Here is a 24682-nt window from a genome sequence, read left to right as displayed (position 1 = left end):
ATGAAAACAAAAGCAGCCGTCAGAATCATGCGGCCTGATGATATTGATCACGTATACGAAATCGAAACATCCTCGTTTACGTCTCCTTGGACGAAGGATTCTTTTTATCATGAGCTGCTGGAAAATCCGTATGCTCATTATTTCGTGATTGAAAAGGACGGCCATGTTGCTGGGTATTGCGGAATTTGGATTGTGATGGACGATGCCCAAATTACAAATATCGCGATCAAGCCGGAGTATCGAGGCCAGTCTTTAGGAGAAACGCTTTTTCGCTCAGCGGTGGAACTGTGCAAAGAAAAAGATGCAAGGAGGCTTTCGCTTGAAGTGAGGGTTTCGAATCATCCTGCTCAAGGCTTATATAAAAAGTTCGGGATGCAGCCCGGCGGAATAAGAAAGAACTATTATACTGATAACGGGGAAGATGCGTTAATTATGTGGGTGACGATAAATGAGTGAGCAAAAAGAGACGTACGTATTAGGAATTGAAACAAGCTGTGATGAAACGGCGGCAGCTATCGTAAAAAACGGAAAAGAAATCATTTCGAACGTAGTGGCTTCTCAAATTGATAGCCATAAGCGCTTTGGAGGCGTTGTTCCGGAAATTGCGTCAAGACATCATGTTGAGCAAATTACTTTGGTCATAGAAGAGGCTTTTCGTAAAGCTGACATGACGTATAGTGAAATTGACGCGATTGCAGTTACTGAAGGTCCGGGACTTGTGGGAGCGCTTCTTATCGGAGTAAACGCTGCTAAAGCATTGAGCTTTGCGCATAACATTCCGTTAATTGGCGTCCATCATATAGCCGGTCATATATACGCGAATCGCCTTGTAGAAGACATTGTATTTCCAGCACTGGCTTTAGTCGTTTCAGGAGGCCATACAGAATTGGTTTATATGAAGGAACACGGATCATTTGACGTCATTGGGGAAACGCTCGATGATGCAGCAGGAGAAGCTTATGACAAAGTGGCGCGAACGATGGGACTGCCATATCCGGGCGGACCGCAAATTGACAAGCTTGCCGAAAAAGGAAATGACAATATTCCGCTTCCTCGCGCATGGCTCGAAGAAGGCTCATACAATTTCAGCTTCAGTGGGTTGAAGTCCGCGGTGATCAATACGCTTCATAATGCGTCCCAAAAAGGGCAGGAGATTGCTCCGGAAGATTTGTCTGCCAGTTTCCAAAATAGCGTGATTGATGTCTTAGTGACGAAAACGGCGCGTGCGGCAAAGGAATATGATGTGAAACAGGTCCTTTTAGCCGGTGGAGTAGCTGCAAACAGAGGACTCAGAGCTGCACTAGAAAAGGAATTTGCCCAGCATGAAGGGATTGCGCTTGTCATTCCTCCGTTGGCATTGTGTACGGACAATGCTGCGATGATTGCTGCGGCTGGCACTATTGCATTTGAGAAGGGAATTCGCGGTGCATATGATATGAATGGCCAGCCTGGCCTTGAATTGACTTCTTATCAAAGTCTCACGACATAATGGAGTGAGGCTTTTTATTTGTTATTAACAGATAATTCTCAATTTATCCACATATCTGTTAGTAATTATGAAGGTATCGATGGATAAAGGGTTGAGGACATTGTTAATAAAGTGGATGAATTCAGAAAATTTTGTGGATAATGTGTATAAAACGCTTACTTATTTGTTTTATAGGGTTATTTTCTGTGGATAAAAAGCACCTCTAAAAAGAGGTGCTTGACTTTTTTTAATCTTCTTCTGTGGATAGTTCTTCCCATTCGGATAAAAGAGTTTCCAGCTCCTGATTGAGCTTTTCGTTGTCAGCATGGATGGCTTGTACCTTTTCATGGTCTTGATAGACTTCCGGATCACATAGCAATTCATCATTGCGGCTGATGTTTTCTTCAATGGTTTGAACAGCGATTTCAATTTCTTCAATTCGCCGCAGCCGTTGTCGTTCTTTCTTTTTCCATTCTTTTTCTTCTTCGTAGGAACGTTTGGAGTCAGACTTTATCGAAGCAGGCGTTTTTTCGGCTTCTTCTTGCTGATTCATTTTTTCCAGTTCAAGCTGTTCTGTTTTTTTCTCCGTATAATAATCGTAATCTCCCAGATACTCTTCTATATGGTTTGAGGAAAGCTCAAACACTCTTGTGGCGATTCTGTTAATAAAATATCTGTCATGTGAGACAAATAACAGTGTGCCCGGATAATCAATCAGCGCGTTTTCGAGGACTTCTTTGCTATCTAAGTCCAGATGGTTTGTCGGTTCATCAAGAATGAGAAAATTCGCTTTTTGAAGCATCAGCTTAGCAAGGGCCAATCTTGCTTTTTCGCCCCCGCTTAATGAATGCACGGGTTTCAATACATCATCTCCGGAAAATAAGAAGTTTCCGAGACAAGTTCTGATTTCTTTCTCCGGAAGCCCCGGATACTCATCCCACAGTTCATCAAGGACACGTTTAGCGGAAGTCAGCTCAGCCTGCTCCTGGTCATAGTAGCCGACACTGACATTCGACCCATATGAGATCGTTCCTTGATCTGGCTTCAGGGTGTCCATTAATGTTTTCAGCAATGTCGACTTACCGATTCCGTTAGGGCCGACAAGCGCAGCGCTTTCTCCTCTTGTGAGCATGAACGACACTTCCGTTAAAAGCGGAGGCTGGTTTTCATAGCTGATTGTGAGATCCTGAACACGCAAGACTTCGTTTCCGCTCTGTTTTGTAATATCAAAATGAAAGCTTGCGGATTTTTCATCGCCGAGCGGTTTTGACATGACGTCCATTCGCTCAAGCTGCTTTCTGCGGCTTTGCGCTCGTTTTGTGGTAGAGGCTCTCGCCAGATTTCGGTCTACGAAGTCTTGGAGCTTAGCGATTTCGTCCTGCTGCTTTTCATATACTTTCAGATCTTTTTCATATTGCGCGGCTTTTTGGTCGAGATAAGCGCTGTAGTTGCCGTGATATTTTTTGCTTTCAGCTCTTGATACCTCGTACACTTGGTTTACCACTTTGTCTAAAAAGTAACGGTCATGCGAAACGATCATAATGGCGCCTGAATAGCCTTGCAAATAATGTTCAAGCCAGGTTAGTGTGTCAATATCCAGATGGTTTGTCGGCTCATCGAGAATGAGCAAATCGGGCTGTGTTAATAGAAGCTTACCTAGGGCCAGCCTTGTTTTCTGGCCTCCGCTCAGGCTTTGGACCTGTGTAGAATCGTCAAAATGGCTGAAACCAAGGCCGTGCAGCACAGATCTGACATCCGCTTCATATTGATAGCCGCCTTTATCTTTGAATTCCTGCTGAAGCCGGTCATAGGTTTTCATAATGCTTTCCAATTCATCCGGATCAGCTGCCGCCATTTTTTCTTCCATCGTCCGCATTTCTTTTTCCATTGCTTTCAAGTGGTCAAAAACAGTCAGCAGCTCTTCTTTTATGGTAAGCTTAGAATCCAAGCCCGTATGCTGGGCGAGATATCCCATTGTCATATCTTTCGGTTTAATGATTTCGCCCTTTTCATACGATAGCTGGCCTGCGATAATTTTAAGCAGCGTGGATTTACCCGCGCCATTTCGACCAACAATGGCAATGCGATCACGATTTCTGACTTCCAGCTTTATATTGTTTAAAATAGTATCAGCACCAAATGATTTGGACAGCTGATTAACTTGTAAGATCATCATATTATTTCACCTCTGCTATAATAAGTTAAGTGTAGCTTATCAATCAGAAGTCAGCAAACAATACATTGGCCGAATAAGACATAGAGAAGAAAATAGTGTATGATCTTTTTAAGGAGAGTTTGAATATGAATGGATTTTCTCATTTTAATGAACAGGGACGAGCCCAGATGGTGGATATCAGCGAAAAATCTTCGACTGTCCGTACTGCGGCGGCTGTTTCAAGCGTACACATGAAGCATGAAGTGTACGAGAAAATACAAAGTCACGATATCGGTAAAGGAGATGTATTGGCTGTTTCGCAGGTGGCAGGCATTATGGCCGCAAAGCAAACGTCCAATATCATTCCGATGTGCCATCCGCTATCACTGAGCGGGGTAGACATATCGTTTGACTGGAAAATAAAAGAAACAGAAGTTATACTTCATATAAAAGCACAGGTCAAAACGAAAGGGAGTACAGGTGTGGAAATGGAAGCGCTCACTTCTGCATCGGTGTGCGCTCTTACTGTTTACGATATGTGCAAGGCTCTTGATAAAGGGATGGTCATCGGCCCTACTTTCTTGCTTGAAAAGACAGGCGGGAAAAACGGTGACTTTAAAAGAGAACTATCCGAGTATAATGTGGAGGACCAAAAATGAATAAGGATCAATCAAAAATTCCGCAGGCGACGGCAAAACGGCTGCCGCTCTACTATCGCTTTTTAAAGAACCTGCATGCGTCAGGAAAACAGCGTGTATCTTCCGCTGAACTCAGTGATGCCGTAAAGGTTGATTCCGCCACGATTCGCAGGGATTTTTCCTATTTTGGAGCTCTTGGCAAAAAAGGATATGGATATAACGTGGATTATTTGCTGTCTTTTTTCCGCAAAACGCTTGATCAGGATGAAATGACAGATGTCATCTTGATTGGTGTCGGGAACTTGGGAACGGCATTTCTTCACTATAATTTCACAAAAAATAATAACACAAAAATTTCTATGGCTTTTGATATAAATGAGAGTAAAATAGGAACTGAGGTAGGCGGTGTGCCCGTCTATAATCTTAATGACCTTGAACAGTATGTAAAAGATGAATCAGTTGCCATTCTAACAGTGCCAGCAGTTGCCGCTCAGCCCATTACAGACAGATTAGTCGCGTTAGGGATAAAGGGTATTCTTAATTTTACGCCGGCCCGTTTGAATGTGCCGGACCACATTCGAATTCACCATATAGATTTAGCTGTAGAGCTTCAGTCACTTGTCTATTTCTTAAAGCATTATTCAGTTTTGGAGGAAATCGAATAGAGGGAAAGGAGGAGCCCACATATGCCGATCGGTCCTGGAAGCCTTGCTGTTATCGCAATCATTGCTTTGATTATCTTCGGTCCCAAAAAGCTGCCTGAACTGGGGAAAGCAGCTGGAGACACACTTCGTGAATTCAAAAACGCTACTAAAGGATTAACGAGTGATGAAGAGGAAAAAAAGAAAGAAGATCAGTAAGTAAGGATGACAAGAATGAAAGTGAATCAAATGTCGCTGCTGGAGCATATTGCTGAGCTTCGAAAACGATTGCTGGTTGTGGCGTTGGCCTTTGTCGTTTTCTTTATCGCAGGGTTTTTTTTAGCGAAGCCGATTATTGTATATCTGCAAGAAACAGATGAGGCGAAAGAGCTGACGCTTAACGCGTTTAACCTGACAGACCCGCTTTTTGTGTTTATGCAATTCGCGTTTATCATCGGAATTGTCCTGACCTCGCCGGTGATTCTGTATCAGCTTTGGGCTTTTGTGAGCCCGGGCCTTTATGAGAAAGAGCGAAAAGTGACGCTCAGCTACATTCCAATCTCTGTTTTGCTGTTTTTAGCGGGCTTATCCTTTTCATATTATATTTTATTTCCTTTTGTGGTTGATTTTATGAAGCGAATCTCTCAAGACTTGAATGTCAATCAGGTGATCGGAATTAATGAGTATTTTCACTTTCTCCTGCAGCTGACAATTCCGTTCGGCTTATTGTTTCAAATGCCGGTCATCCTCATGTTTTTGACCAGGCTTGGAATTGTGACTCCGATGTTCTTAGCGAAGGTCAGAAAGTATGCGTATTTTGTGCTGCTTGTGATCGCTGCCTTGATTACGCCTCCTGAGCTTTTGTCTCATATGATGGTCACTGTTCCGCTTTTGATCTTATATGAAATCAGTATTTTGATATCGAGGGCCGCTTATCGGAAAGCGCAGAAAAGCAGCGCTTCCGATCAGGACGTGTCTTCCGGGCAATCATAAAAATCCATTTCTCATGTGAGAAATGGATTCAGCGTGTTGACAAACCCTCGCATTCGTTGTCAAGCCTGTGCGTTGGTGCTCACGAATTAAAACATTCGCTCCGCTCCAATGCTCGCTTTTCCTAGGCTTCAAGGGTTCTCAATCACGCTGAAAAATGACAAAATCCTAAAACGAAAACCGTTTTAGGATTTAATTTCGAATCCATTTCTCTCCGAGAAATGGGTTTTCTTTATTTCTGGTTCTTTTTGATTTTAAATGAAAAGGCGAACATCTTAAATGAAATGCTGATGTTGTAGGCGGCGAACACCATCAGCAGGATGGAGTAGAATGACCACATGCTGCCTGGCGAGCTTGCGGCAAGATAAGTAAAGATGCACCCTACGGCAAAATAGATCATTCCCCAAACGACCGGGTTTCTCATGAAAATAATCCTCCAATAATCAATTGCATTTGTGTGCTCTGCTGTTCAAGATACTTCTGAACAGGCTCAAGCTGCATGATAACGACAAACGTATTCATCATGACATGGGCGAAAATCGGCACCCATATCCGTTTTGTTCTGGCATACAAGAAGGCAAAGGTAAAGCCCATTGCTGTATAAAGAAGAAGGTGTTTCAAATCAGCGTGAACAATACCGAAAATAATCGAGCTGAGCAGTCCTGCAAAAAAGAAATTCGTTTTTTCATAAAGCGCGCCGAAAATGATTTTTCTGAAGATAATTTCTTCTAATATTGGCCCGACGATAGAAGAAACGATCATCATGAGCGGAACTGCCTGAATGACTTTCAGAATGGCTTGAGTATTTTCTGATTCTCTTCCAATGCCGAATACATAATATTCTATAGAGCCTGCTATTCCTTGAGAGAAAAGGGCAATGAAAAAACCGGCTATCGCCCACAGGATAGAAAGCCCGACGGAGTCTTTCCGGCCGTTTCGCAGTGTTGTTTTTGGAGCCGTTCTCAGAATGAGCAGAACGACAACGAGACAGGCGATAAAGCTGATGACGGACCATAATCCTTGTGCGTGCAACATATTCTCCTTGGTAGGCTGTCCTCCGGCATAACCGAATTTATATAACAATGGAATCCCGATTAATGCGGAAAACTGCATGACGATGTATGTCAAAATAATAAACCAATACTGTTTTCTCAAATGGTATGTACTCCTTTGTTAAATGGGTTTCATTCATCTACAGCTATTGTAACATAATCGGAACGGAGGGTGAAAAAGCTAAGGGATGAGGGGCTCGAAAAGAATCATGAAAGCGTGAAAATTTTTTATCTTATCACTTGAAATTGGAAGTGAGATTCTTTATTATAATAACTGTGTTAGCACTCTTTAGAGCTGAGTGCTAAAATTACATATTCATACTATTGAGGAGGTTATTACATTGTTAAAGCCATTAGGTGATCGCGTTGTCATTGAACTCGTAGAATCTGAAGAAAAAACTGCCAGCGGAATTGTGTTGCCGGATTCTGCAAAAGAAAAACCGCAAGAAGGCAAAATCGTGGCAGCTGGTTCAGGTCGCGTGTTAGAAAGCGGAGAGCGCGTTGCTTTAGAAGTAAAAGAGGGCGACCGCATTATCTTCTCAAAATACGCAGGTACTGAAGTGAAATACGAAGGTACTGAATACTTAATCTTACGTGAAAGCGACATTTTAGCTGTTATCGGCTAATTCTTAAATAAACAACTACTTAAAAATTCGAGGAGGTCTTGTAAACATGGCAAAAGATATTAAGTTTAGTGAAGAAGCTCGCCGCGCAATGCTTCGTGGTGTCGATGCACTTGCTGATGCTGTAAAAGTAACTTTAGGACCAAAAGGACGCAACGTGGTTCTAGAGAAAAAATTCGGTTCTCCGTTAATCACAAATGACGGTGTAACAATCGCAAAAGAAATCGAGCTTGAAGACGCGTTTGAAAACATGGGTGCTAAGCTTGTTGCTGAAGTAGCCAGCAAAACAAACGACGTTGCCGGTGACGGTACAACAACTGCAACAGTTCTTGCGCAAGCAATGATCCGTGAAGGCCTTAAAAACGTAACAGCGGGCGCTAACCCTGTAGGCGTGCGTAAAGGTATGGAACAAGCTGTAAACGTTGCGATCGAAAACCTGAAAGAAATCTCTAAACCGATCGAAGGCAAAGAGTCTATCGCTCAGGTTGCTGCGATCTCTGCTGCTGATGAGGAAGTTGGAAGCCTTATCGCTGAAGCAATGGAGCGCGTAGGAAACGACGGCGTTATCACAATCGAAGAGTCAAAAGGCTTCACAACTGAGCTTGAAGTTGTGGAAGGTATGCAATTCGACCGCGGGTATGCGTCTCCTTACATGGTAACTGACTCTGATAAGATGGAAGCGGTTCTAGACAATCCTTACATCTTAATCACAGACAAAAAAATCACAAACATTCAAGAAATCCTTCCTGTGCTTGAGCAGGTTGTTCAGCAAGGCAAACCATTGCTTCTGATCGCTGAGGATGTTGAAGGCGAAGCGCTTGCAACACTTGTTGTGAACAAACTTCGCGGCACATTCAACGCAGTTGCTGTTAAAGCTCCTGGCTTCGGTGACCGCCGTAAAGCAATGCTTGAAGACATCGCTGTCCTTACTGGCGGAGAAGTCATCACAGAGGATCTTGGCCTTGACCTGAAATCGACTGAAATCACACAATTGGGACGCGCTTCTAAAGTTGTAGTTACAAAAGAAAACACAACAATCGTTGAAGGCTCTGGCGAATCAGACAAAATTTCTGCCCGCGTGACGCAAATCCGCGCTCAAGTGGAAGAAACAACTTCTGAATTCGACAGAGAAAAATTACAAGAGCGTCTTGCGAAACTTGCTGGCGGCGTAGCTGTCATCAAAGTGGGCGCTGCGACTGAAACTGAGCTGAAAGAGCGTAAACTTCGCATCGAAGACGCCCTGAACTCCACTCGCGCAGCTGTTGAAGAAGGCATCGTATCCGGTGGTGGTACAGCGCTTGTCAACGTATATAACAAAGTCGCTGCAGTTGAAGCTGAAGGCGATGCTCAAACAGGTATCAACATCGTGCTTCGCGCGCTTGAAGAGCCAATTCGTCAAATCGCGCACAATGCAGGTCTTGAAGGATCTGTCATCGTTGAGCGCCTGAAAAACGAAGAAATCGGCGTAGGCTTCAACGCTGCAACTGGCGAATGGGTAAACATGATTGAAAAAGGTATCGTTGACCCAACAAAAGTGACACGTTCTGCACTGCAAAACGCTGCGTCTGTAGCGGCTATGTTGTTAACAACTGAAGCCGTTGTCGCTGACAAGCCAGAAGAGAATGCCGGCGGCGGTGCTGGTATGCCTGATATGGGCGGCATGGGCGGTATGGGCGGCATGATGTAAAACCGACAAAAAACTCTTGTTAAACAAGGGTTTGTCGGCAACGGACGTCATTTTTGATGCCCATTTGGTGCCATTTATAGATTTTCGAGGCTTCTCATGAGTTCATTGAACTTGTGAGAGGCTTTTTTTTCTGTCTATTGTGGTTTGATTTTTTGAGCACTGTTCTATATCGATTTTCAATTGTTTTGTTAAACGGTAGGCAACCCCCATATGGATTATTCAATTGACCAAAATACAAAATTCTGGTTCCTGCTTACGTCTTCTTTGACAAACGGCTTACTGTAACTTCATTAAACTGCGTTGCTGTTATGTTTATAAAAGGGTTTGAAAATTATTTGTTTAAACTGTTGTTACCTCTCTGTTTATTGCAGACAGGAGACCATATTGGTATACTGTCGTACGACAAAAAAAGACCCAGTTTATCTAAATAGTGCCACCAACACTCTTATACGGTTTCCTCTAAGAAAGTCCTGTAAAAGAGAAATCCTGTTAAAATGTCTATTTGTTTTGCTTTTATAGCTACTAAAAGACGATGTTTTCCTTGAATAAGGAAATCGTCTTTTTATGTTAAATATAAAGAGCCACAGAATAATGACATCTGATCCCCAAAAATCCCTTATCGATGGAGTTAGATTCTTTCAGCAACATCATGATAAAATCAGTTCCTACTTTATGGAGACAGACAACCCAATTATCAACTCTGATATTAATTTTTTTATGATTATCAAGGAGGACTTAATCGTGCATTTCTCAAAAATGATAGATCGTTTGGCTTTATATGATTTACATAGAAAAAGAAGCAAAGATAAACATTTTTCTGCTGCTTTTAAAGCCGATGTAGATGATAGAGAGGAATTTTACACTGCAGATATAGCTGATGTTTCAATTGATTTGAATGAATCTAAAAAAAATTATAGGGTTGGAACATTTAGTTATGAATCCTTACTTCAATCTGGAAATCCTGTTAATGATACTTTAGAAGGGGAGTTTTTTGTAAACGACGATGATATAGATCAACCCAATGTCATCTTTGTACACGGCTGGCGCATGGATTCGTACAATAGGATCAAAAAAATATTTCATAATCGTATTTTAAACGATTTAGGCTGGAACATGTATTATCATTCTCTTCCATACCATTTTGAAAGAGAACCGGAAAATTCCCTGTATAGTGGAGAATTGATGATTAGTGCAAATATTGAGCGTACAATTGAATCGTCAAGACAGGCCGTTGTAGATTTACGAGCGTTCATTCATTGGATAAAAGCAAATAAAAAAGGCCCTGTTATCATAGTGGGAGTAAGCTTAGGAGGATGGGTCACTAATCTAATTGCTACCCTAGAATCTCAAATTGATGTAATGGTATCCATCTTTTATGCCAATCGCCTTTCTTATTCGATATGGAACACGATCCCAGGTAAATACATAAGAGAAGAATTAGAACAAAATGGTGTGATCTATGAAGATTTAATAAAATATTGGAAGATCACAGATCCTAGTCAAGCCTTGCCGAAAGTGAATAAAGATAACATTCTGCTGATTTCTGCTAAACATGATCAGTATATTGACTTAAAAGATGCAGATTATTTATGGGAAAGCTGGGGGAAACCCACAAGATATGTCTACAATTGTGGTCATTCAGGTATTGTTCTTTGTCGTAAAAAGCTGGCAAGTGATACGCTTTCCTTTATACGAGAAAAGATATATAAGGAAAAAACTAGTTCAGTATATTTGTAGACCTTAAATGAAATGAATTTCTTAATAAAGATACCAAGTAATGCTACCTTTTTTATATTAATAAGTTTATAAAAGTCAAAAAAAGTCCCTTCGGTAAAGGACGGGGCTTTCGTTTAGGAGAGGCTCAGTTTCAAATGATTTTAAACCATGTATACCCGGAAATAACTCTTAGATATATAGGGATTACGGAAAAAAGATATGAAATCATCATCTCTGAGCTGGAACAAAGATCTGCAAGCTACATATATATAAAATTTGTAATATTCAATGTAAACGCTTGTATTTATGGCAGAAAGTAATATACTGAAACTGTAATCTATCATATATAAATGAGTGTGATCATATGAGTAGTCAATCTGTTGTTTGTATTGGGGAATTGTTAATTGATTTCTTTTGTACCGATGTGGATGTTGATTTAATGGAAGGGCGCCATTTCTTGAAAAGTGCCGGGGGTGCACCGGCGAATGTGTCGGCGGCCATTGCCAAGCTGGGCGGAGACGCTGCTTTCAGCGGAAAAGTAGGCATGGATCCGTTTGGGTATTTTCTGAAGCAAACATTAGACGCCGCACAGGTGGATACTTCCATGCTGGTCATGGATGAGAAAGCGCCTACAACGCTTGCGTTTGTTTCGTTAAAGCAAAATGGGGAGCGTGATTTTGTTTTTAATAGAGGCGCGGACGCTTTGTTTACGCTGGAGGATATTGACCAGGATAAAGTAAACGAAGCGAAAATCCTTCATTTCGGCTCAGCGACGGCATTGTTATCAGATCCGTTTTGCTCAGCCTATTTGCAGCTGATGTCGATTGCGAAAGACAATGGGCAGTTTATTTCGTTCGATCCTAACTATCGTGAGGATTTGTGGAAGGGGAGAATGTCGGAGTTTGTCAGTGTCGCAAAAAGGGCGATTGCTGTAAGTGATGTTGTGAAAGTCAGTGACGAGGAGCTGGAGATCATCAGCGGTGCGAAGGGTCATGAAGAGGGCGTGGCGATTCTTCATGAGATCGGAGCGAAAATGGTTGCTGTGACACTTGGGAAAAGCGGGACTTTTCTTTCGAATGGGAAGGAGAAAGAAGTCATTCCGAGTATTCCGGTTACATCAATTGACTCAACAGGAGCAGGGGATGCTTTTGTCGGCGCGGTCTTATATCAATTGGCCAACACGGATCAGATTCAATCTGTAGATGCTGATTTTGCGAAGCTGCGGGACATTGTATCGTTTGCCAATAAGGTGGGCGCTCTTGTGTGCACGAAAATTGGAGCGATTGATGCGTTGCCCAGCATGAAAGAGCTTGAAGGTTCTCTATAAAATATTGAGGATGTTTCTTGAAAGTCTTTGGACTTTTGGGAGGCATCCTTTTTTATATGTTGCACCGAAACATTACATTTCAGGTAAAAAGTTATGTATTTTTCTTTTGAAATGTCATTTTTTATTAAAAAAATGAAACTTTTAACGGTAATAAATAGTATATTTATAAGGGTTTCATTTATTAGATAGATTTAGGAGGAAACGACATTATGAGTATCATTGGAAGATTCAAAGATATTATGTCGGCCAATATCAATGCTTTGTTGGACAAAGCTGAAAATCCAGAGAAAATGGCAGACCAATATTTAAGAAACATGAACAGTGATTTATCTAAGGTAAAAGCGGAAACTGCAGCTGTTATGGCTGAGGAGAAAAGGACAAAAAGAGAATGTCATGAGTGCCAGACAGACATGGAAAAGATGGAAAGCTATGCGATGAAGGCCCTGCAAGCGGGGAATGAGGGCGATGCGAGAACATTCCTTGAAAGAAAAGCATCTTTGGAATCAAAGCTTTCTGAGCTGCAGACGGCGAATCAAATGGCTGCAGCCAATGCCGCACAAATGAGAAAGATGCATGACAAACTCGTTTCTGACATTGGAGAGCTGGAAGCACGCAAAAAGATGATCAAGGCGAAGTGGGCAGTAGCGAAAACGCAAGAAAGAATGAACAAGCTTGGCGCTTCTGTTTCGAATACAAGCCAATCAGTGTCTGCATTCGGCCGAATGGAGGATAAAGTAAATCAGGCGCTTGATCAGGCGAATGCGATGGCTGAATTGAACAGCGCTCCGCAGGATGATATTGCTGATCTGACTGCTAAGTATGAAACTGCCGGTTCAAGTCAGGTAGATGATGAACTTGCGTCGTTAAAAGCGAAAATGATGCTTGATAAATAATACATAGGAGGCCGCAGCTTTCGGCTGCGGCACCATTTCAACATAAGATGTGAGAGGGAACAGTAATGATAATATCTTATAAGTGTCCGAATTGCGGCAGTGATATGGCATTTGACAGTGAATCCGGTTCGTTATCCTGCGGCAGCTGCGGAAGACAGGACAATATTGAAAGCCTTCCGAAAGAAAACATTGCGGCGCGGTTTTCTGATGATGAAGCAAAGGAATATCAATGTGAAAACTGCGGCGCTGTTTTGATCACGGAAGCTGAAACGACAGCAACGACGTGCAGCTTTTGCGGAGGTGCGGCTATACTTGCTGATCGTTTATCTGGCCATTTGGCGCCGGCGAAGGTCATTCCATTTACAATCAGCAAACAAGAAGCGGAGCAGGCATTTCGAAAGTGGTGCAAAAAAGGCCTTTTGACACCAAAAGGTTTCATGTCAGCCGATCGCATTAAAAGCATCACCGGCATGTATATCCCGTTTTGGATGTTCGATTTAAATAGTGAAGTACAGGTGAAAGCGAACTGTACCAGAGTCCATCGGTATGATGAAGGAGATTATATTCGCACAGAAACGGAGCACTTTGAAGCGTTTCGTGATATTAATCTCGATTATTTGAAAATCCCTGTCGATGCCTCTGAAAAAATGAATGATGAATTAATGGACAAGTTGGAGCCTTATTCATACGATCAGCTGAAGGACTTTCAAACGGCATATTTGGCCGGTTATATTGCTGAAAAATATAATTATACCGATGAAGAGCTTTTTCCTAGGGCAAAAGAGAAAATCAGCAGTTTTATTGATTCATACATCCATTCTACTTTTTCCGGATATACGTCAGTTAATGTAAGGGACAAACATATTCAAACGAAGAATGTGAACAGCTTTTATGTTTTGCTTCCCGTTTGGATGGTCAGCTACGATTATGAAAGAGCAGAGCACATCTTTGCGATGAACGGGCAAACGGGAAAGGTTGTCGGAAAGCCGCCGATCAGTTCAGGAAAAGTGGCGGCATGGTTTAGCGGAATTGCAGGCGGGACATTTTTTGCATTGAAGCTCGTCTCATGGATGATGGGAGGCGGATTTTGATGCGGGGATTTTTAGGGAAAGCGATTTTTGTTGTGCTGGCTGTCTTCGTGGTGATGCCTTTACTCGGGTTCGAAGCGGTGAGAGCTTCTGAATCACAGCAGCATGTATATGACCATGCCCATCTGTTAACAAAAGCAGAAATCGGAAAACTTGAATCTCTCTCAGCGGAGCTGGGTGCAAAGAGGGACACTGATTTCATCATTATTACGACAAAAAGCACAAACGGTGAAGATATTGCCGATTATGCCGGCGATTTTTATGATCGTTACGGAAAAGGGAGTACAGCTATTTTAACGGTTGATATGGCGGATCGAGAAGTATACATCTCGGGCTACCAAAAAGCTGAAAAGTATCTGGACAACAGCAGACTAAACAGCATCAGAAATACGATTTCATCTGATTTATCAAATGAAGATTATTTCAACGCTTTTCAAACATATATTCAGCTTTCCTATAAAGGTATGGGCATAAAACCGGGAATCAATCCCGACAGCGTGTTCTTTGCTTGGTGGTTTCAGCTGATTGCTGCCATCGCAGTCGGAGGCATCGCGGTTTCCATCATGCTTTATCATGCGGGTGGAAAAGTAACGGTTAATGGGAATACATATATGGATCATCGTACGTCCGATGTGATTGATCAATATGACACTTATATCAGAACGACTGTAACTAGAGAAAGAAAACCATCAGACAAAGACAGCGGCGGCGGTGGCGGTGGCGGTGTTACGAAAGGCGGCACGTCATACAGCGGAAGCCGCGGCAGTTTCTAAAAGGTAAGAATTAGAGAAAGGGAGAGGCGTAATGTCGTTTTTCAGAAATCAATTAGCGAATGTAGTAGAGTGGGAAGAATTTAGAGATGATATGATTTTTTATAAATGGAACAATCGTGAAATCAAAAAAGGGAGCCGTTTAATCATTCGTCCTGGACAGGATGCCGTCTTTTTGAGCAATGGCAGGATTGAAGGGATTTTTCAAGATGATGGCGATTATGATATTGAATCAGAAATTATTCCATTCCTTTCAACATTAAAGGGCTTTACATTTGGGTTTAACAGCGGCATGCGCGCCGAGGTGCTGTTTGTCAATACGAAGGAATTTACCGTGAGATGGGGAACAAAGCAGGCGATACATATTCCGGCCGCGGGAATGCCTGGCGGGATGCCGATCCGCGCAAACGGCACTTTTCATGTGAAGGTGCAGGACTATATCAGGCTGATTGATAAAATCGCTGGCGTGAAGGATCAATATTTTGTTGAGGATATTAAAATTCGGATCACTTCTATTCTGGATCAGCTTCTCATGAAGTGGATCACAAGAGAAGGGAAGGATATGTTTAATCTCCAAGCCAACGCTTTTGACATTGCGAAGGGAATTCAAGAAGACTTAGATATGCAACTAATCGGCGACGGAATGACGATCACTGGTTTTCAGATCATGAGCTTTAATTATCCTCAAGAGGTTCAGGATATGATTACGAAGAACGCTTCCTACGGTATGGTTGGGGATGTGAACAAATATCAGCAACTATCAATGACGGATGGAATGGCATCCGGAAAAATGAGCGGAGGCGGAGCGGCTTCCGATATGGCTGGAATGATGATGGGAATGAATATGGCCAATCAAATGATGAATCAAATGAATCAGAACCAGCAGGCACAGCCATCAGGCAACGGGAATAAACCGAATTTCTGTCCGAACTGCGGAACAAAAACCGGCGAAGCCAATTTTTGCCCGAATTGCGGCCAGAAACTTGTATAAGAATCAAGTCCGGAGTGATCTAATACTCCGGACTTTTTTAGGTGTGATCCATTGACTGCCCCTGAACAGGCCATTTTCGGGCACCGGCTTGGACAATGCCCAGCAGCAATTGACGCCGTTCCTGTAAAGATTGGATAGCCGTTTGGAATGTTTGCTTTGATAAAGTGGCTATGCCTTTTTGTTGAAGCTTTGTGATGTCTGGTTCCGGCGGCGCTTGTTCCGCTGAATGGATATAGGCGTTATGAACGGTATCCAAGTAGTTTTTAATGCTTGAGCGGGTTTCTTTGATGTGAAGCTGGTTTGGCTGATATTGTTCAGGAATGCCGTATTTCAAAATGGTTAATGCTTCATCCAATACAGTGACAGCTATAATGGATGATTCCTGGCGCTGCGTGCTATGGTAAAAATGAAGGATAGGGAAGGCGTAATGCTGAGCGGTCAGCTTTCCCAGATCTGATGAGATCGTGACAAGAAGAAAATCAATGTCGTGAAAATCTTTGCCGTTCCATGCATTCTGTACAATTTCAGTTCCGTCACGCCCCACGCTTAATACACTTTGGGCAAATGAGCGCTTCTGATTAACGGCACTTAATACGGAAATCAAATAGGTAACAGAAAATGTGATGGTCAGCAGGCCATGAGCGGTTTCTATGACCGTGATGAGCTTCCATAGGTCTCCGTTCGGTGCGAGGTCGCCATTCCCTAATGTAAACATGACATAACCGGTAAAATAAATTCGGTCTGACCAGGACGCCGGTTCTTTCGATTGAGTGTCCATGAGTGAGTGGGGGGCACTTGAGAAAATCAAAAACCACCCGCCCCAAAATAAAATGATCCATATCACTAACGTCAGGCATAACAGCAGAGGGCCTGCCGTGCTGAGAACCTTTGCGTTGTCTCCACTGATTTTGCGAAAGCCTTTCCACAGCCATGCTGACAAACATCTGGTGATCGGGCCTGCGCCGCTCTCTAACCATAATGTGGTCCATAAAAAATCAATCATCCCTGCTGTTAACAACAAAAGGCCTGCAATGACATAAACCTCATTCAATTTTGTTGCCTCCTCTTAACCAGCCATCTTTTCTTTTCTATTTCCTTTTACCTTCAGTCTGAAACAATTGTTCCCATGTTTGATAAGAAAGTCATTGAAGAATAGAAAAACAGAAGAAGTTACCCAACAGTTACTCATCCTGTCGTTGAGAGCGGATAAACAGAAACTCACAGGAACTATTACGAGATTGCCTCATTTTCACATAGAAAAAAGTTCATTTTCCCCTTGAATTGATGATTTTTCAGTGGATAGGTTAAAAATTTTCAGAAATTTATATTGACTGAAAGCGTTTTTATAATTATGATAATATCAGATGTAACAAAAATGTCACTATGATATTACTACAATAGAACTATAAAGTGACTATAAAGTAACAAGTTGTCAAGTGTTTGTACAAAGAAGTGCTCACTGTTTCTTTAATGGAAAATGAAATCGCTTCCAAGGGAACAGAAAGGCTAAGCAGGAGGGAAGGTAATGGGGCCATTGGATAAACATAACGAATTTTTTCTGAAGCCTGCTCACCAAATGTAAGAAAAGCAGCAGCCCTAGAATGAGTTTTTGAAATACGCATTGATCGATTCTGAAAAAGACTGGGGGAAACAGTATGAATAAACAAGGCAATCAAATGTCATTTTTACGTACGGTTATTATAGTCTCGACTTTCGGCGGTCTCCTCTTCGGTTATGATACGGGTGTGCTTAACGGAGCTTTGCCTTATATGGGAGAGCCGGACCAGCTAAATCTCAATGCCTTCACAGAGGGGCTCGTCACCAGTTCACTTCTTTTTGGAGCCGCACTGGGTGCTGTGTTTGGCGGCAGGATGTCTGATTTTAACGGGCGCCGCAAAAATATTTTGTTCCTCGCTGTTATATTTTTCTTTTCAACGCTCGGGTGTACGTTTGCGCCAAATGTAACGATTATGATTATTTCCCGTTTTGTGCTTGGTATTGCGGTCGGGGGCGCATCAGTTACGGTTCCCGCCTATTTAGCGGAGATGTCTCCTATGGAAAGCAGGGGGCGGATGGTGACGCAGAATGAATTGATGATTGTATCCGGACAGCTTTTGGCTTTTGTTTTTAATGCGATCCTCGGGACAACAATGGGAGACAGCTCCAATGTGTGGAGATTTATGCTCGTCATTGCGTCGCTCCCAGCGGTATTCTTGTTTTTCGGAATGCTTAGAATGCCTGAGAGCCCCCGTTGGCTCGTTTCGAAAGGAAGAAAAGAAGATGCTTTGCGGGTATTGAAAAAAATCAGGAATGACAAGCAGGCCGTGTCTGAGCTGGAAGAAATTGAATCCGCTTTCAAAAAAGAAGATAAGCTTGAAAAAGCGACGTTTAAAGACCTTGCAGTCCCATGGGTGCGCCGGATTGTGTTCATTGGAATCGGGATTGCGGTTGTGCAGCAAATTACAGGTGTAAACTCAATTATGTATTATGGGACTGAAATTTTAAGAGATTCCGGTTTTCAAACGGAAGCCGCATTAATCGGAAATATCGCAAATGGCGTGATTTCGGTATTGGCAACGTTCGTTGGAATCTGGCTTCTTGGTAAAGTAGGCCGCCGGCCGATGCTGATGACAGGTTTGATCGGTACGACAACGGCGTTATTGCTGATCGGGATATTCTCCCTTGTGCTCGAAGGATCATCGGCTCTTCCATATGTGGTTCTGTCGTTAACAGTGACATTCCTTGCATTCCAGCAAGGGGCGATTTCCCCAGTGACGTGGCTCATGCTTTCTGAGATTTTCCCGCTCCGCCTTCGCGGTTTGGGAATGGGCGTCACGGTGTTCTGCCTGTGGATGGTGAATTTTGCAGTCAGTTTCACTTTCCCGATATTGCTGGCCGCCATCGGGCTGTCCACAACGTTCTTTATCTTCGTTGTACTAGGGATTTGCTCTGTCCTGTTTGTGAAGACGTTTTTACCGGAAACGAAAGGGCTTTCGCTTGAGCAGCTCGAGGGCCATTTCCGCGCTTATGACCGCGGCGAGGCGAAGAATGATTCCAGCTCTGAAGTGGTTGGATGAAATAAAAAAAGAATCCGCATACGGGCGCGGATTCTTTTTTGTTCCATTAGTTAGGTCTGACAAGAATTTTGACTTGGTTTTTCTCTTTAATAAGAGCGCCGAAGCCTTCCTCGATTAAATCGTCTAATACGATTTTTTTCGTTACGAGTTTGTCAGCGGAGAAATAGCCTTCTTTCATTAATGATAATACAGCCGGGAAGATGTCGCGGTATCCGATAATTCCTTTGACTGTGCGTTCTTTGATGACGATATCGTTCGGATGGATTTCCGCGCCTTTTTCCCAAATGCTGACGATAATTGTTTCACCGGCAATTGTAGTGGATTGGATCGCTTGACGCAGCACCACTGGAACGCCAGTGACTTCAAATGCGACGTCAACACCGCCTCCTGTACGTTCTGCAATCTCAGCCACTACATCGTCTGTTTTAGAAGGATCAACGATGATCGCTCCAAGCTCCTCAGCTTTTTGTTGGCGTTCAGGTGAAAGCTCAACAGCGTAAATATCAGTCGCGCCGGCAGCTTTCAGCGCTTCAATCACAAGAAGTCCGATCGGGCCGCAGCCGAATACAGCCGCTTTGTCACCGGCTTTGATTTTGCTTGAACGGACAGCGTATAAAGCGACCGCAGAAGGCTCAACGAGAGCGCCTTGTTCATATGATAATTCCTCAGGGAGTTTGAACAGAAGTTCTTCATCGACGGATACATACTCGGAGAAACCGCCGCCTCCGCCTGCTAAGCCGAGGAATCCCATTTGTTCATCAAGATTGTAGGCGCCTTGGTGGCCATGCGTTGCAAAAATCGGTTCGACTACGACGCGGTCTCCTGCTTTATAGTTTTCAACGCCTTCTCCAACTTCAACAACCTCACCGGAGAATTCATGGCCCATAGTGACAGGTGCTGTTTCATTCGTTAATGGATGCGGTTTGTCAACCGGAATAAAGATCGGGCCGCCCAGATACTCGTGTAAATCACTGCCGCAGATGCCGCACCATTTGACTTTGATCTTTACTTTTCCGGGCTCTGTTTTTGGCTCATCAATATGTTCAATACGGATATCCTTTTGGTTATGCCATCTTGCTGCCTTCATGGATTACCACTCCTATATCTTTTGATATGAGTAATTCCGCACCGATCAATATGAACTGTTCACAAAATCGCCATTTTTAAAACCAAAAACGAAATGAAATTTTTATATAATATAATCTGCGTTTTTTTGAAAAAAGAAACTTTGAAGAAAAAAGAGTCTCGCACACTCTTTTTTCTTTATATGAGAGTATGAATCGTTTACATAACTATGAATTTGGTTTGAACAATACGGTAATGATTCGTTCATATTGAATGCGATGACTACTCTATCAACAATTATAACGCTTATATTGCAATTATAATAGGATAATCTTCCATGGTTTATTTTAACAGAGTCAATTATCCTAGAGTTTGTAACATTACTGTAAGGATATTGAAATAAAAATCCCCTGGTTGATCGTGTATAATTTTTCTAGATGTTAACAAACAGGGGGACGAAATGTTGAAGAAAATCATTTTAGCCGCTTTTATTTTAGCAGGAAGTACTTTGGGAGTTTTCAGTTTTTCATCAGATGCCAGTGCGAAACATGTGAACGGAAATATTACTTGGTATAATGGAGTCGGGAAAAAAGGCTCTTCAGGCAAAAAGCTTGGACACTGGGATTGTGCGACCAAGATCGGATTTGATGTTCCTAAGAACGGGACAAAAATCAGAGCTTATGCAAAAGCGAAGCCTAAAAAGGTTATTACGGTGTACAAAAATGATGTTGGCAGAATGCCTAACGCAGTTCTGGATGTAAGCCCTAAAGCGTTTAAAGCGCTTGGATACCCATTAAGCAAAGGGAAAGTAGCGGGACATTACAGCTATTAATCTACATATAATCTGTAAAGCAAGAAGTCGCATTCTTGCTTTTTCTATTGGTGGAGATAAAAGATGAAAAAAAGAATCCTATTATTAACTGTCGTGATAGCAGCCGCTGCAGCGGGTTTTGCGTTTTATGCTGCCAAGGATAAAGGCCATGAGAGCGCTGCTGATGTTTCAGTACATACGGAAAGCGGTGATCAGCTGCTTGTTTCGATTACGAATACCGATCTAAAGACGAAGTATTATGAAAATGACAAGGTGATCCATGAGGACAAGCTGACCGGCTATCCGGCATTTGCTTTGGATCGAAAGCAGCAGGTGCTCTATTATACGGGCAATAATGATCAAAATGAAATGAGGCTTTTTAAGCTGGATCTAAAGTCTAATAAAAAGACAATCCTCTATAAAGGTGCGGAGAGTGCGGACAGTTTGTTTTTGTCAAAGGACCGTTCAACCATCTATTTCCGTTTAGGAAAAGCGGATGAAAGCAATTTCCGGATCGCATCCTTTGATCTGAAAACGAAGAAATACAAAAACCTTTATCCTGCCGCGAATGACCAGGATGACAGCGTCAGCGGCTTCTTTTATAACAAGAAATCAGATTCATTTGCCTTGCTGCATTATTCTGTAGAAGAAGATTACAAGAAAACAGATGAAGCGAACGAAAAGGGGATCGATCCTGAACCGGCAACGATTCATTTTGCGGCCGGCCATCAAAACAATTTCGCTGAGCTGAAGAGCCTTGACCAGTTTATCAGCGATATTGCTGTTTCTGATGATGATAAACAGATTTTGTTTACATCCTATACACAAAAAGGAACGGAGCAAACCGCTGCTGTTCAGATGCTGAATGCGGATACGAAAAAATATGAAACCATCATTACAAATCAAAAATCATTCAAGCTGTTAATTGACGCCCAGCCGCAGTTCTCTGCGGATGGCAAGAGCATTTATTTTCTCGCCGAAGCCAAGGGGGCCAAAAAGCTGAAGGATGAAACAGGACGTGAAGCGAAGGTGAGGACGATTTATTCCTATAACCTTGAAAATAAGACGTTCAAAAAGGTGTGGGAAAATCCGAACGGCATTATCAACAGCTTTTCTGTGATTAACTGAAAAAACCACTCGGCATGGGCTGAGCGGTTTTTTAATGGACGAGATGCAAGGCTAATGATCCGAGCCATTTAAAGAGATGGATCAGAGGTATTGACAAAAACAGAAGTTCAACATAAGCGTTCATTGCAAGGTTCAGGTTTTTGAATCTAGCCCTTTTTTCCAGATCTTTTTGCTGTTGGTTTGCAATCATGTTATCACCCCTTCGATATCCATATTATACCATAAAATAGACAGAAGAAGCCCTCAACGTTTACAGTTTTGGGCTTCTTTCTTTGTTTTAGGCCTCTTTTGAAATGAGGCTTTTAGTCTCTGGATATAGAATTTGCGTCTCCGTTTGGGGAGTGTGTGCTTGCGGAAGACTGCATTTGTTATAGGGAAGAGCTAGCTTGTTTTCGTTTGACTGTTGTTTTGGAGATTCACTAATGAACGGATGCCGTCGATCATTTTGCTTCCGCACAAAGGGCACAATGGCGTGTCACTGCTTGCGAAGTTTTTTCTGGTCCAGCCGTTGCAGTCTTCTTTTGTGCATTCCCAAGTACTTACATCTTCTTTAGGCAGCGGTTCTTGATTTCGTTTGTTATAGTAAGACATAAAGTCACTTCTTCCCTCATGTATTTTACTGCACAATTTCTATTGTCTCATACTTTTCCCTAATCTCCTAATTCCTTTTTCTTTATGACTTTCCAATCTGCTCGTCTAAAAAGGAGAGGAGTGTACTGTTAAAAGCGCCGGGCTCTTCTAAAAACGGGCAATGGCTGCTTTTAGAAAAGGTGACGAGTGTCGAGTTTGGAAGATTGCTTCGCAAGTGTTCTCCAGCTGCTGTCGAGAAAAATTTGCGGTCTTCTCCGAAGCATAACAATGTCGGCACATTAATGTTTTGAAGGGCGCCGCGGTAATCCGCAGCCGTTTGGTTAAATAAAATTGTGCTTGAAATGGCGGCCGGCTGTTTAAGGATTTCTGCCAGCATCCATTCTGTTTCTGTCTGAGCAGGCGGTTCCGCGAACATATTAAGGATGAAACGCTCGTAGAATGGCAGCGGGTCAGTCTGAATGGCGTGCATCGCCGTTTTTAAACCGTCAAAATCAAACGGGCCGTGCTCCCATCCCTCCCATTGATAGTCGGAAGCGGATTGATCGATAATCACAGCGGCTTGTATGTTATCATTCCCAAATTGATTGAGATAATCCCATACGACAAAAGCGCCCATTGACCAGCCGACGAGAACGGCATGATCGAGCTCCATTGCTACTAGAAATTCGTTTATGTCGCGGGCATATTGGGAAATGGTGTGGCCGTGAAGCACTTTGTCGGATTCGCCATGTCCTCTAAGGTCGAGGCGAATACACTGATAATTGGCAGAGAGTGATGAAAATTGTTTGTGGAAAAACTGTCCGCTCATCAGCACCCCGTGTATAAACACGATCGGTGTACCGGTCCCGTGCGTTTCATAGTATAAGCGCGTCTGATCTTCTAATGTGATGTATGGCATGTGTCCCCTCCTGATTTCGTTTCCGTCATGAGAATGACTGGCTGCTTGCTGTTGTGCTGATGACAGCTGCTGTCACGGCTGCCTGCTGAGCCTGAATGACTGTTTCGATAGCGGTGTACAGGCCTGATTCCATCAGCTGATTTGTCTCCATATGCTCACTGAGATATAAACTGACAGCAATTTTGACATTCATATCTTTTTGCCATTTAAATGCTTTTTCTTGGTTTAATTCATGAGCGATAGCCAAAACGGTTTTCGTATCTGGTTCTTCTAGGAATGTCAGAAGCGCAAGGTCCGGGTAATGATAATCCTTAGGCTTTTTGAAAGAATCAGTAATGGATTGATATGTATGTTTGTAATGAGAAACAAGTGTTTCAGGGTCTTTTTCACTTTGTAAGGCCAGAATATGGCTGACCTGATGTAAGTACTGCCCTTTTTTAAACCCGTTGGCCGCCAGCAGCTGATAGCATGTTTCCGCCTTGTTTAGCGCCTGTAAACCGTTTCTGTTTTCACCAAGCAATACGGCGAGGGGAATATTCTGGGGTGAAGTGAGAAAGTAATGATTTTTCTTCATCTGCTGATAAACAGAAAGCCCCATGTTCATCTGTTCTCTTTGGTTTGTTGTGTCAGAATTGCCGGTGAGCAGGATCAAAGCGGCAAAGTATGTGAATATATCCCGCTTATATCCAAGCGTCACCATTTCATCGTATACGTCGATGAAAGTGAGAAATGTTTGTTTTGCCTCATGCTGAAAATGAATGTCCAGCATGGAAGCAACCGTAAAGCGGTGATGTGAATTGAGAGTTGAGAAACTGCCGATGTTTGATTTGATATAGCTGCTCAAATCATAAAAACGCTGAAAATCAAACTCTCTTCTATTTACAATATATGCAGAAGAAATGAGCATTAATATCTGATCGTGTGCAACTTTCCATTTTAATTTTGATTTTAATTCGTCATAAATGGAAATGTACTGCTTTGTTTTGTCATTGAGATTGTAAGTCCGCATAAAAGGCTCCTTTTTTCCATTTTTATGTTATACGATCTATTGAGCTGAAAGTTTCATATACAAA

At 42.6% G+C, this 24682-nt stretch carries 25 protein-coding genes and 2 pseudogenes; 18 read left to right on the top strand and 9 right to left on the bottom strand.

Annotated features, from left to right (window positions below):
- Positions 1-456 carry a ribosomal protein S18-alanine N-acetyltransferase gene (gene rimI / locus BV11031_RS15220; protein ID WP_010327790.1) on the top strand — a complete coding sequence of 152 codons (456 nt, stop codon included), beginning with the start codon at positions 1-3 and terminating at the stop codon, positions 454-456.
- Positions 449-1489 carry a tRNA (adenosine(37)-N6)-threonylcarbamoyltransferase complex transferase subunit TsaD gene (gene tsaD / locus BV11031_RS15215; protein ID WP_010327789.1) on the top strand — a complete coding sequence of 347 codons (1041 nt, stop codon included), beginning with the start codon at positions 449-451 and terminating at the stop codon, positions 1487-1489. Before rimI ends, tsaD begins: the two co-directional genes overlap by 8 nt.
- Positions 1490-1715: 226 nt before the next feature.
- Here tsaD and BV11031_RS15210 read toward each other — a convergent pair whose 3' ends face one another.
- Entirely contained in the window at positions 1716-3644 is a 1929-nt protein-coding gene (locus BV11031_RS15210) for an ABC-F family ATP-binding cassette domain-containing protein (protein WP_010327788.1), read from the bottom strand.
- 125 nt (positions 3645-3769) lie between these two features.
- Here BV11031_RS15210 and moaC point away from each other — a divergent pair, with 125 nt between their 5' ends.
- From moaC to tatC, 4 genes are read left to right on the top strand one after another with little or no spacing between them, the layout of a single operon-like run.
- The gene (moaC, locus tag BV11031_RS15205; RefSeq protein ID WP_010327787.1) at positions 3770-4282 is read left to right on the top strand and encodes a cyclic pyranopterin monophosphate synthase MoaC; all 513 of its coding nucleotides are present in this window, start codon (positions 3770-3772) and stop codon (positions 4280-4282) included.
- Positions 4279-4926, top strand: coding sequence for a redox-sensing transcriptional repressor Rex (locus tag BV11031_RS15200; protein WP_010327786.1), 648 nt, complete (start codon positions 4279-4281; stop codon positions 4924-4926). Before moaC ends, BV11031_RS15200 begins: the two co-directional genes overlap by 4 nt.
- A 21-nt stretch (positions 4927-4947) precedes the next feature.
- Positions 4948-5121 carry a sec-independent protein translocase protein TatAY gene (gene tatAY, locus BV11031_RS15195; protein WP_010327785.1) on the top strand — a complete coding sequence of 58 codons (174 nt, stop codon included), beginning with the start codon at positions 4948-4950 and terminating at the stop codon, positions 5119-5121.
- Between the two features lie 6 nt (positions 5122-5127).
- A complete protein-coding gene (gene tatC / locus BV11031_RS15190) occupies positions 5128-5895 on the top strand; it encodes a twin-arginine translocase subunit TatC (protein ID WP_082246269.1) in 768 nt (255 codons plus the stop codon).
- Between the two features lie 229 nt (positions 5896-6124).
- On the opposite strand, the gene BV11031_RS15180 is transcribed toward tatC, so the two are convergent.
- A complete protein-coding gene (locus tag BV11031_RS15180; protein ID WP_003225680.1) occupies positions 6125-6316 on the bottom strand; it encodes a YdiK family protein in 192 nt (63 codons plus the stop codon).
- The gene (locus BV11031_RS15175) at positions 6313-7047 is read right to left on the bottom strand and encodes a CPBP family intramembrane glutamic endopeptidase (protein WP_010327783.1); all 735 of its coding nucleotides are present in this window, start codon (positions 7045-7047) and stop codon (positions 6313-6315) included. Before BV11031_RS15175 ends, BV11031_RS15180 begins: the two co-directional genes overlap by 4 nt.
- 238 nt (positions 7048-7285) lie before the next feature.
- On the opposite strand from BV11031_RS15175, the gene groES reads away from it, so the two are divergent.
- From groES to BV11031_RS15130, 9 genes and pseudogenes are all read left to right on the top strand, one after another.
- The gene (gene groES, locus BV11031_RS15170; protein WP_003155970.1) at positions 7286-7570 is read left to right on the top strand and encodes a co-chaperone GroES; all 285 of its coding nucleotides are present in this window, start codon (positions 7286-7288) and stop codon (positions 7568-7570) included.
- Between the two features lie 46 nt (positions 7571-7616).
- Positions 7617-9254, top strand: coding sequence for a chaperonin GroEL (groL, locus tag BV11031_RS15165; protein WP_010327782.1), 1638 nt, complete (start codon positions 7617-7619; stop codon positions 9252-9254).
- A 564-nt stretch (positions 9255-9818) separates the two neighbouring features.
- Positions 9819-10157 (top strand): annotated as a pseudogene (locus BV11031_RS22970) (abhydrolase domain-containing 18); the annotation flags it as partial.
- Positions 10158-10301: 144 nt separating this feature from the next.
- Positions 10302-10991: an alpha/beta hydrolase gene (locus tag BV11031_RS22965; RefSeq protein ID WP_121643711.1), complete on the top strand. Its 690-nt coding sequence runs from the start codon at positions 10302-10304 to the stop codon at positions 10989-10991.
- 343 nt (positions 10992-11334) lie between these two features.
- A complete protein-coding gene (locus tag BV11031_RS15150; RefSeq protein WP_026014413.1) occupies positions 11335-12297 on the top strand; it encodes a carbohydrate kinase family protein in 963 nt (320 codons plus the stop codon).
- A gap of 209 nt (positions 12298-12506) precedes the next feature.
- Positions 12507-13190 carry a PspA/IM30 family protein gene (locus tag BV11031_RS15145; RefSeq protein WP_010327778.1) on the top strand — a complete coding sequence of 228 codons (684 nt, stop codon included), beginning with the start codon at positions 12507-12509 and terminating at the stop codon, positions 13188-13190.
- A 65-nt stretch (positions 13191-13255) separates the two neighbouring features.
- The gene (locus BV11031_RS15140; protein ID WP_010327777.1) at positions 13256-14281 is read left to right on the top strand and encodes a TFIIB-type zinc ribbon-containing protein; all 1026 of its coding nucleotides are present in this window, start codon (positions 13256-13258) and stop codon (positions 14279-14281) included.
- Positions 14281-15051, top strand: coding sequence for a TPM domain-containing protein (locus BV11031_RS15135; protein ID WP_010327776.1), 771 nt, complete (start codon positions 14281-14283; stop codon positions 15049-15051). The genes BV11031_RS15140 and BV11031_RS15135 overlap by 1 nt, the downstream gene beginning before the upstream one ends.
- 31 nt (positions 15052-15082) lie before the next feature.
- Positions 15083-16039 (top strand): SPFH domain-containing protein, encoded by a 957-nt coding sequence (locus BV11031_RS15130; RefSeq protein ID WP_010327775.1) that lies wholly within the window; start codon positions 15083-15085, stop codon positions 16037-16039.
- Positions 16040-16076: 37 nt separating this feature from the next.
- On the opposite strand, the gene BV11031_RS15125 is transcribed toward BV11031_RS15130, so the two are convergent.
- The gene (locus BV11031_RS15125) at positions 16077-17090 is read right to left on the bottom strand and encodes a potassium channel family protein (RefSeq protein ID WP_129550786.1); all 1014 of its coding nucleotides are present in this window, start codon (positions 17088-17090) and stop codon (positions 16077-16079) included.
- 604 nt (positions 17091-17694) lie between these two features.
- On the opposite strand from BV11031_RS15125, the gene BV11031_RS15120 reads away from it, so the two are divergent.
- Positions 17695-19116 carry a sugar porter family MFS transporter gene (locus BV11031_RS15120; protein WP_010329048.1) on the top strand — a complete coding sequence of 474 codons (1422 nt, stop codon included), beginning with the start codon at positions 17695-17697 and terminating at the stop codon, positions 19114-19116.
- A 46-nt stretch (positions 19117-19162) separates the two neighbouring features.
- On the opposite strand, the gene bdhA is transcribed toward BV11031_RS15120, so the two are convergent.
- Positions 19163-20203, bottom strand: a complete 1041-nt coding sequence (gene bdhA / locus BV11031_RS15115; RefSeq protein WP_010329049.1) for a (R,R)-butanediol dehydrogenase — start codon at positions 20201-20203, stop codon at positions 19163-19165.
- Positions 20204-20641: 438 nt separating this feature from the next.
- On the opposite strand from bdhA, the gene walM reads away from it, so the two are divergent.
- Together walM and BV11031_RS15105 are read left to right on the top strand one after the other, a co-directional pair.
- A complete protein-coding gene (gene walM, locus BV11031_RS15110; protein WP_041952549.1) occupies positions 20642-21013 on the top strand; it encodes a cell wall metabolism protein WalM in 372 nt (123 codons plus the stop codon).
- 63 nt (positions 21014-21076) lie between these two features.
- A complete protein-coding gene (locus BV11031_RS15105) occupies positions 21077-22120 on the top strand; it encodes a TolB-like translocation protein (RefSeq protein WP_010329051.1) in 1044 nt (347 codons plus the stop codon).
- A gap of 31 nt (positions 22121-22151) precedes the next feature.
- Here the strand turns inward: BV11031_RS15105 and BV11031_RS15100 are convergent, their stop codons facing one another.
- The 4 genes and pseudogenes from BV11031_RS15100 to BV11031_RS15085 form a co-directional block, all read right to left on the bottom strand.
- Entirely contained in the window at positions 22152-22310 is a 159-nt protein-coding gene (locus tag BV11031_RS15100) for a hypothetical protein (protein ID WP_010329052.1), read from the bottom strand.
- A gap of 191 nt (positions 22311-22501) precedes the next feature.
- A complete protein-coding gene (locus BV11031_RS15095) occupies positions 22502-22711 on the bottom strand; it encodes a cold-shock protein (RefSeq protein WP_010329053.1) in 210 nt (69 codons plus the stop codon).
- A gap of 82 nt (positions 22712-22793) precedes the next feature.
- The gene (locus tag BV11031_RS15090) at positions 22794-23609 is read right to left on the bottom strand and encodes an alpha/beta fold hydrolase (RefSeq protein WP_010329054.1); all 816 of its coding nucleotides are present in this window, start codon (positions 23607-23609) and stop codon (positions 22794-22796) included.
- 18 nt (positions 23610-23627) lie between these two features.
- Positions 23628-24618 (bottom strand): annotated as a pseudogene (locus BV11031_RS15085) (DUF4003 family protein); the annotation flags it as partial.
- Positions 24619-24682: the final 64 nt, after the last annotated feature.

Source organism: Bacillus vallismortis, from assembly GCF_004116955.1.
GTDB classification, from domain to species: domain Bacteria; phylum Bacillota; class Bacilli; order Bacillales; family Bacillaceae; genus Bacillus; species Bacillus vallismortis.
Note: the sequence above shows the minus strand (reverse complement) of the source record. Positions and strands in the feature narration are given on the sequence as shown.

Bases quoted from the DNA above. Each gene is read 5' to 3' on its own strand.
- rimI (WP_010327790.1), top strand. From the start codon at position 1: ATGAAAACAAAAGCAGCCGTCAGAATCATGCGGCCTGATGATATTGAT.
- tsaD (WP_010327789.1), top strand. From the start codon at position 449: ATGAGTGAGCAAAAAGAGACGTACGTATTAGGAATTGAAACAAGCTGT.
- BV11031_RS15210 (WP_010327788.1), bottom strand. From the start codon at position 3,644: ATGATGATCTTACAAGTTAATCAGCTGTCCAAATCATTTGGTGCTGAT.
- moaC (WP_010327787.1), top strand. From the start codon at position 3,770: ATGAATGGATTTTCTCATTTTAATGAACAGGGACGAGCCCAGATGGTG.
- BV11031_RS15200 (WP_010327786.1), top strand. From the start codon at position 4,279: ATGAATAAGGATCAATCAAAAATTCCGCAGGCGACGGCAAAACGGCTG.
- tatAY (WP_010327785.1), top strand. From the start codon at position 4,948: ATGCCGATCGGTCCTGGAAGCCTTGCTGTTATCGCAATCATTGCTTTG.
- tatC (WP_082246269.1), top strand. From the start codon at position 5,128: ATGACAAGAATGAAAGTGAATCAAATGTCGCTGCTGGAGCATATTGCT.
- BV11031_RS15180 (WP_003225680.1), bottom strand. From the start codon at position 6,316: ATGAGAAACCCGGTCGTTTGGGGAATGATCTATTTTGCCGTAGGGTGC.
- groL (WP_010327782.1), top strand. From the start codon at position 7,617: ATGGCAAAAGATATTAAGTTTAGTGAAGAAGCTCGCCGCGCAATGCTT.
- BV11031_RS22965 (WP_121643711.1), top strand. From the start codon at position 10,302: ATGGATTCGTACAATAGGATCAAAAAAATATTTCATAATCGTATTTTA.
- BV11031_RS15150 (WP_026014413.1), top strand. From the start codon at position 11,335: ATGAGTAGTCAATCTGTTGTTTGTATTGGGGAATTGTTAATTGATTTC.
- BV11031_RS15145 (WP_010327778.1), top strand. From the start codon at position 12,507: ATGAGTATCATTGGAAGATTCAAAGATATTATGTCGGCCAATATCAAT.
- BV11031_RS15140 (WP_010327777.1), top strand. From the start codon at position 13,256: ATGATAATATCTTATAAGTGTCCGAATTGCGGCAGTGATATGGCATTT.
- BV11031_RS15135 (WP_010327776.1), top strand. From the start codon at position 14,281: ATGCGGGGATTTTTAGGGAAAGCGATTTTTGTTGTGCTGGCTGTCTTC.
- BV11031_RS15130 (WP_010327775.1), top strand. From the start codon at position 15,083: ATGTCGTTTTTCAGAAATCAATTAGCGAATGTAGTAGAGTGGGAAGAA.
- BV11031_RS15120 (WP_010329048.1), top strand. From the start codon at position 17,695: ATGAATAAACAAGGCAATCAAATGTCATTTTTACGTACGGTTATTATA.
- bdhA (WP_010329049.1), bottom strand. From the start codon at position 20,203: ATGAAGGCAGCAAGATGGCATAACCAAAAGGATATCCGTATTGAACAT.
- walM (WP_041952549.1), top strand. From the start codon at position 20,642: ATGTTGAAGAAAATCATTTTAGCCGCTTTTATTTTAGCAGGAAGTACT.
- BV11031_RS15105 (WP_010329051.1), top strand. From the start codon at position 21,077: ATGAAAAAAAGAATCCTATTATTAACTGTCGTGATAGCAGCCGCTGCA.
- BV11031_RS15100 (WP_010329052.1), bottom strand. From the start codon at position 22,310: ATGATTGCAAACCAACAGCAAAAAGATCTGGAAAAAAGGGCTAGATTC.
- BV11031_RS15095 (WP_010329053.1), bottom strand. From the start codon at position 22,711: ATGTCTTACTATAACAAACGAAATCAAGAACCGCTGCCTAAAGAAGAT.
- BV11031_RS15090 (WP_010329054.1), bottom strand. From the start codon at position 23,609: ATGCCATACATCACATTAGAAGATCAGACGCGCTTATACTATGAAACG.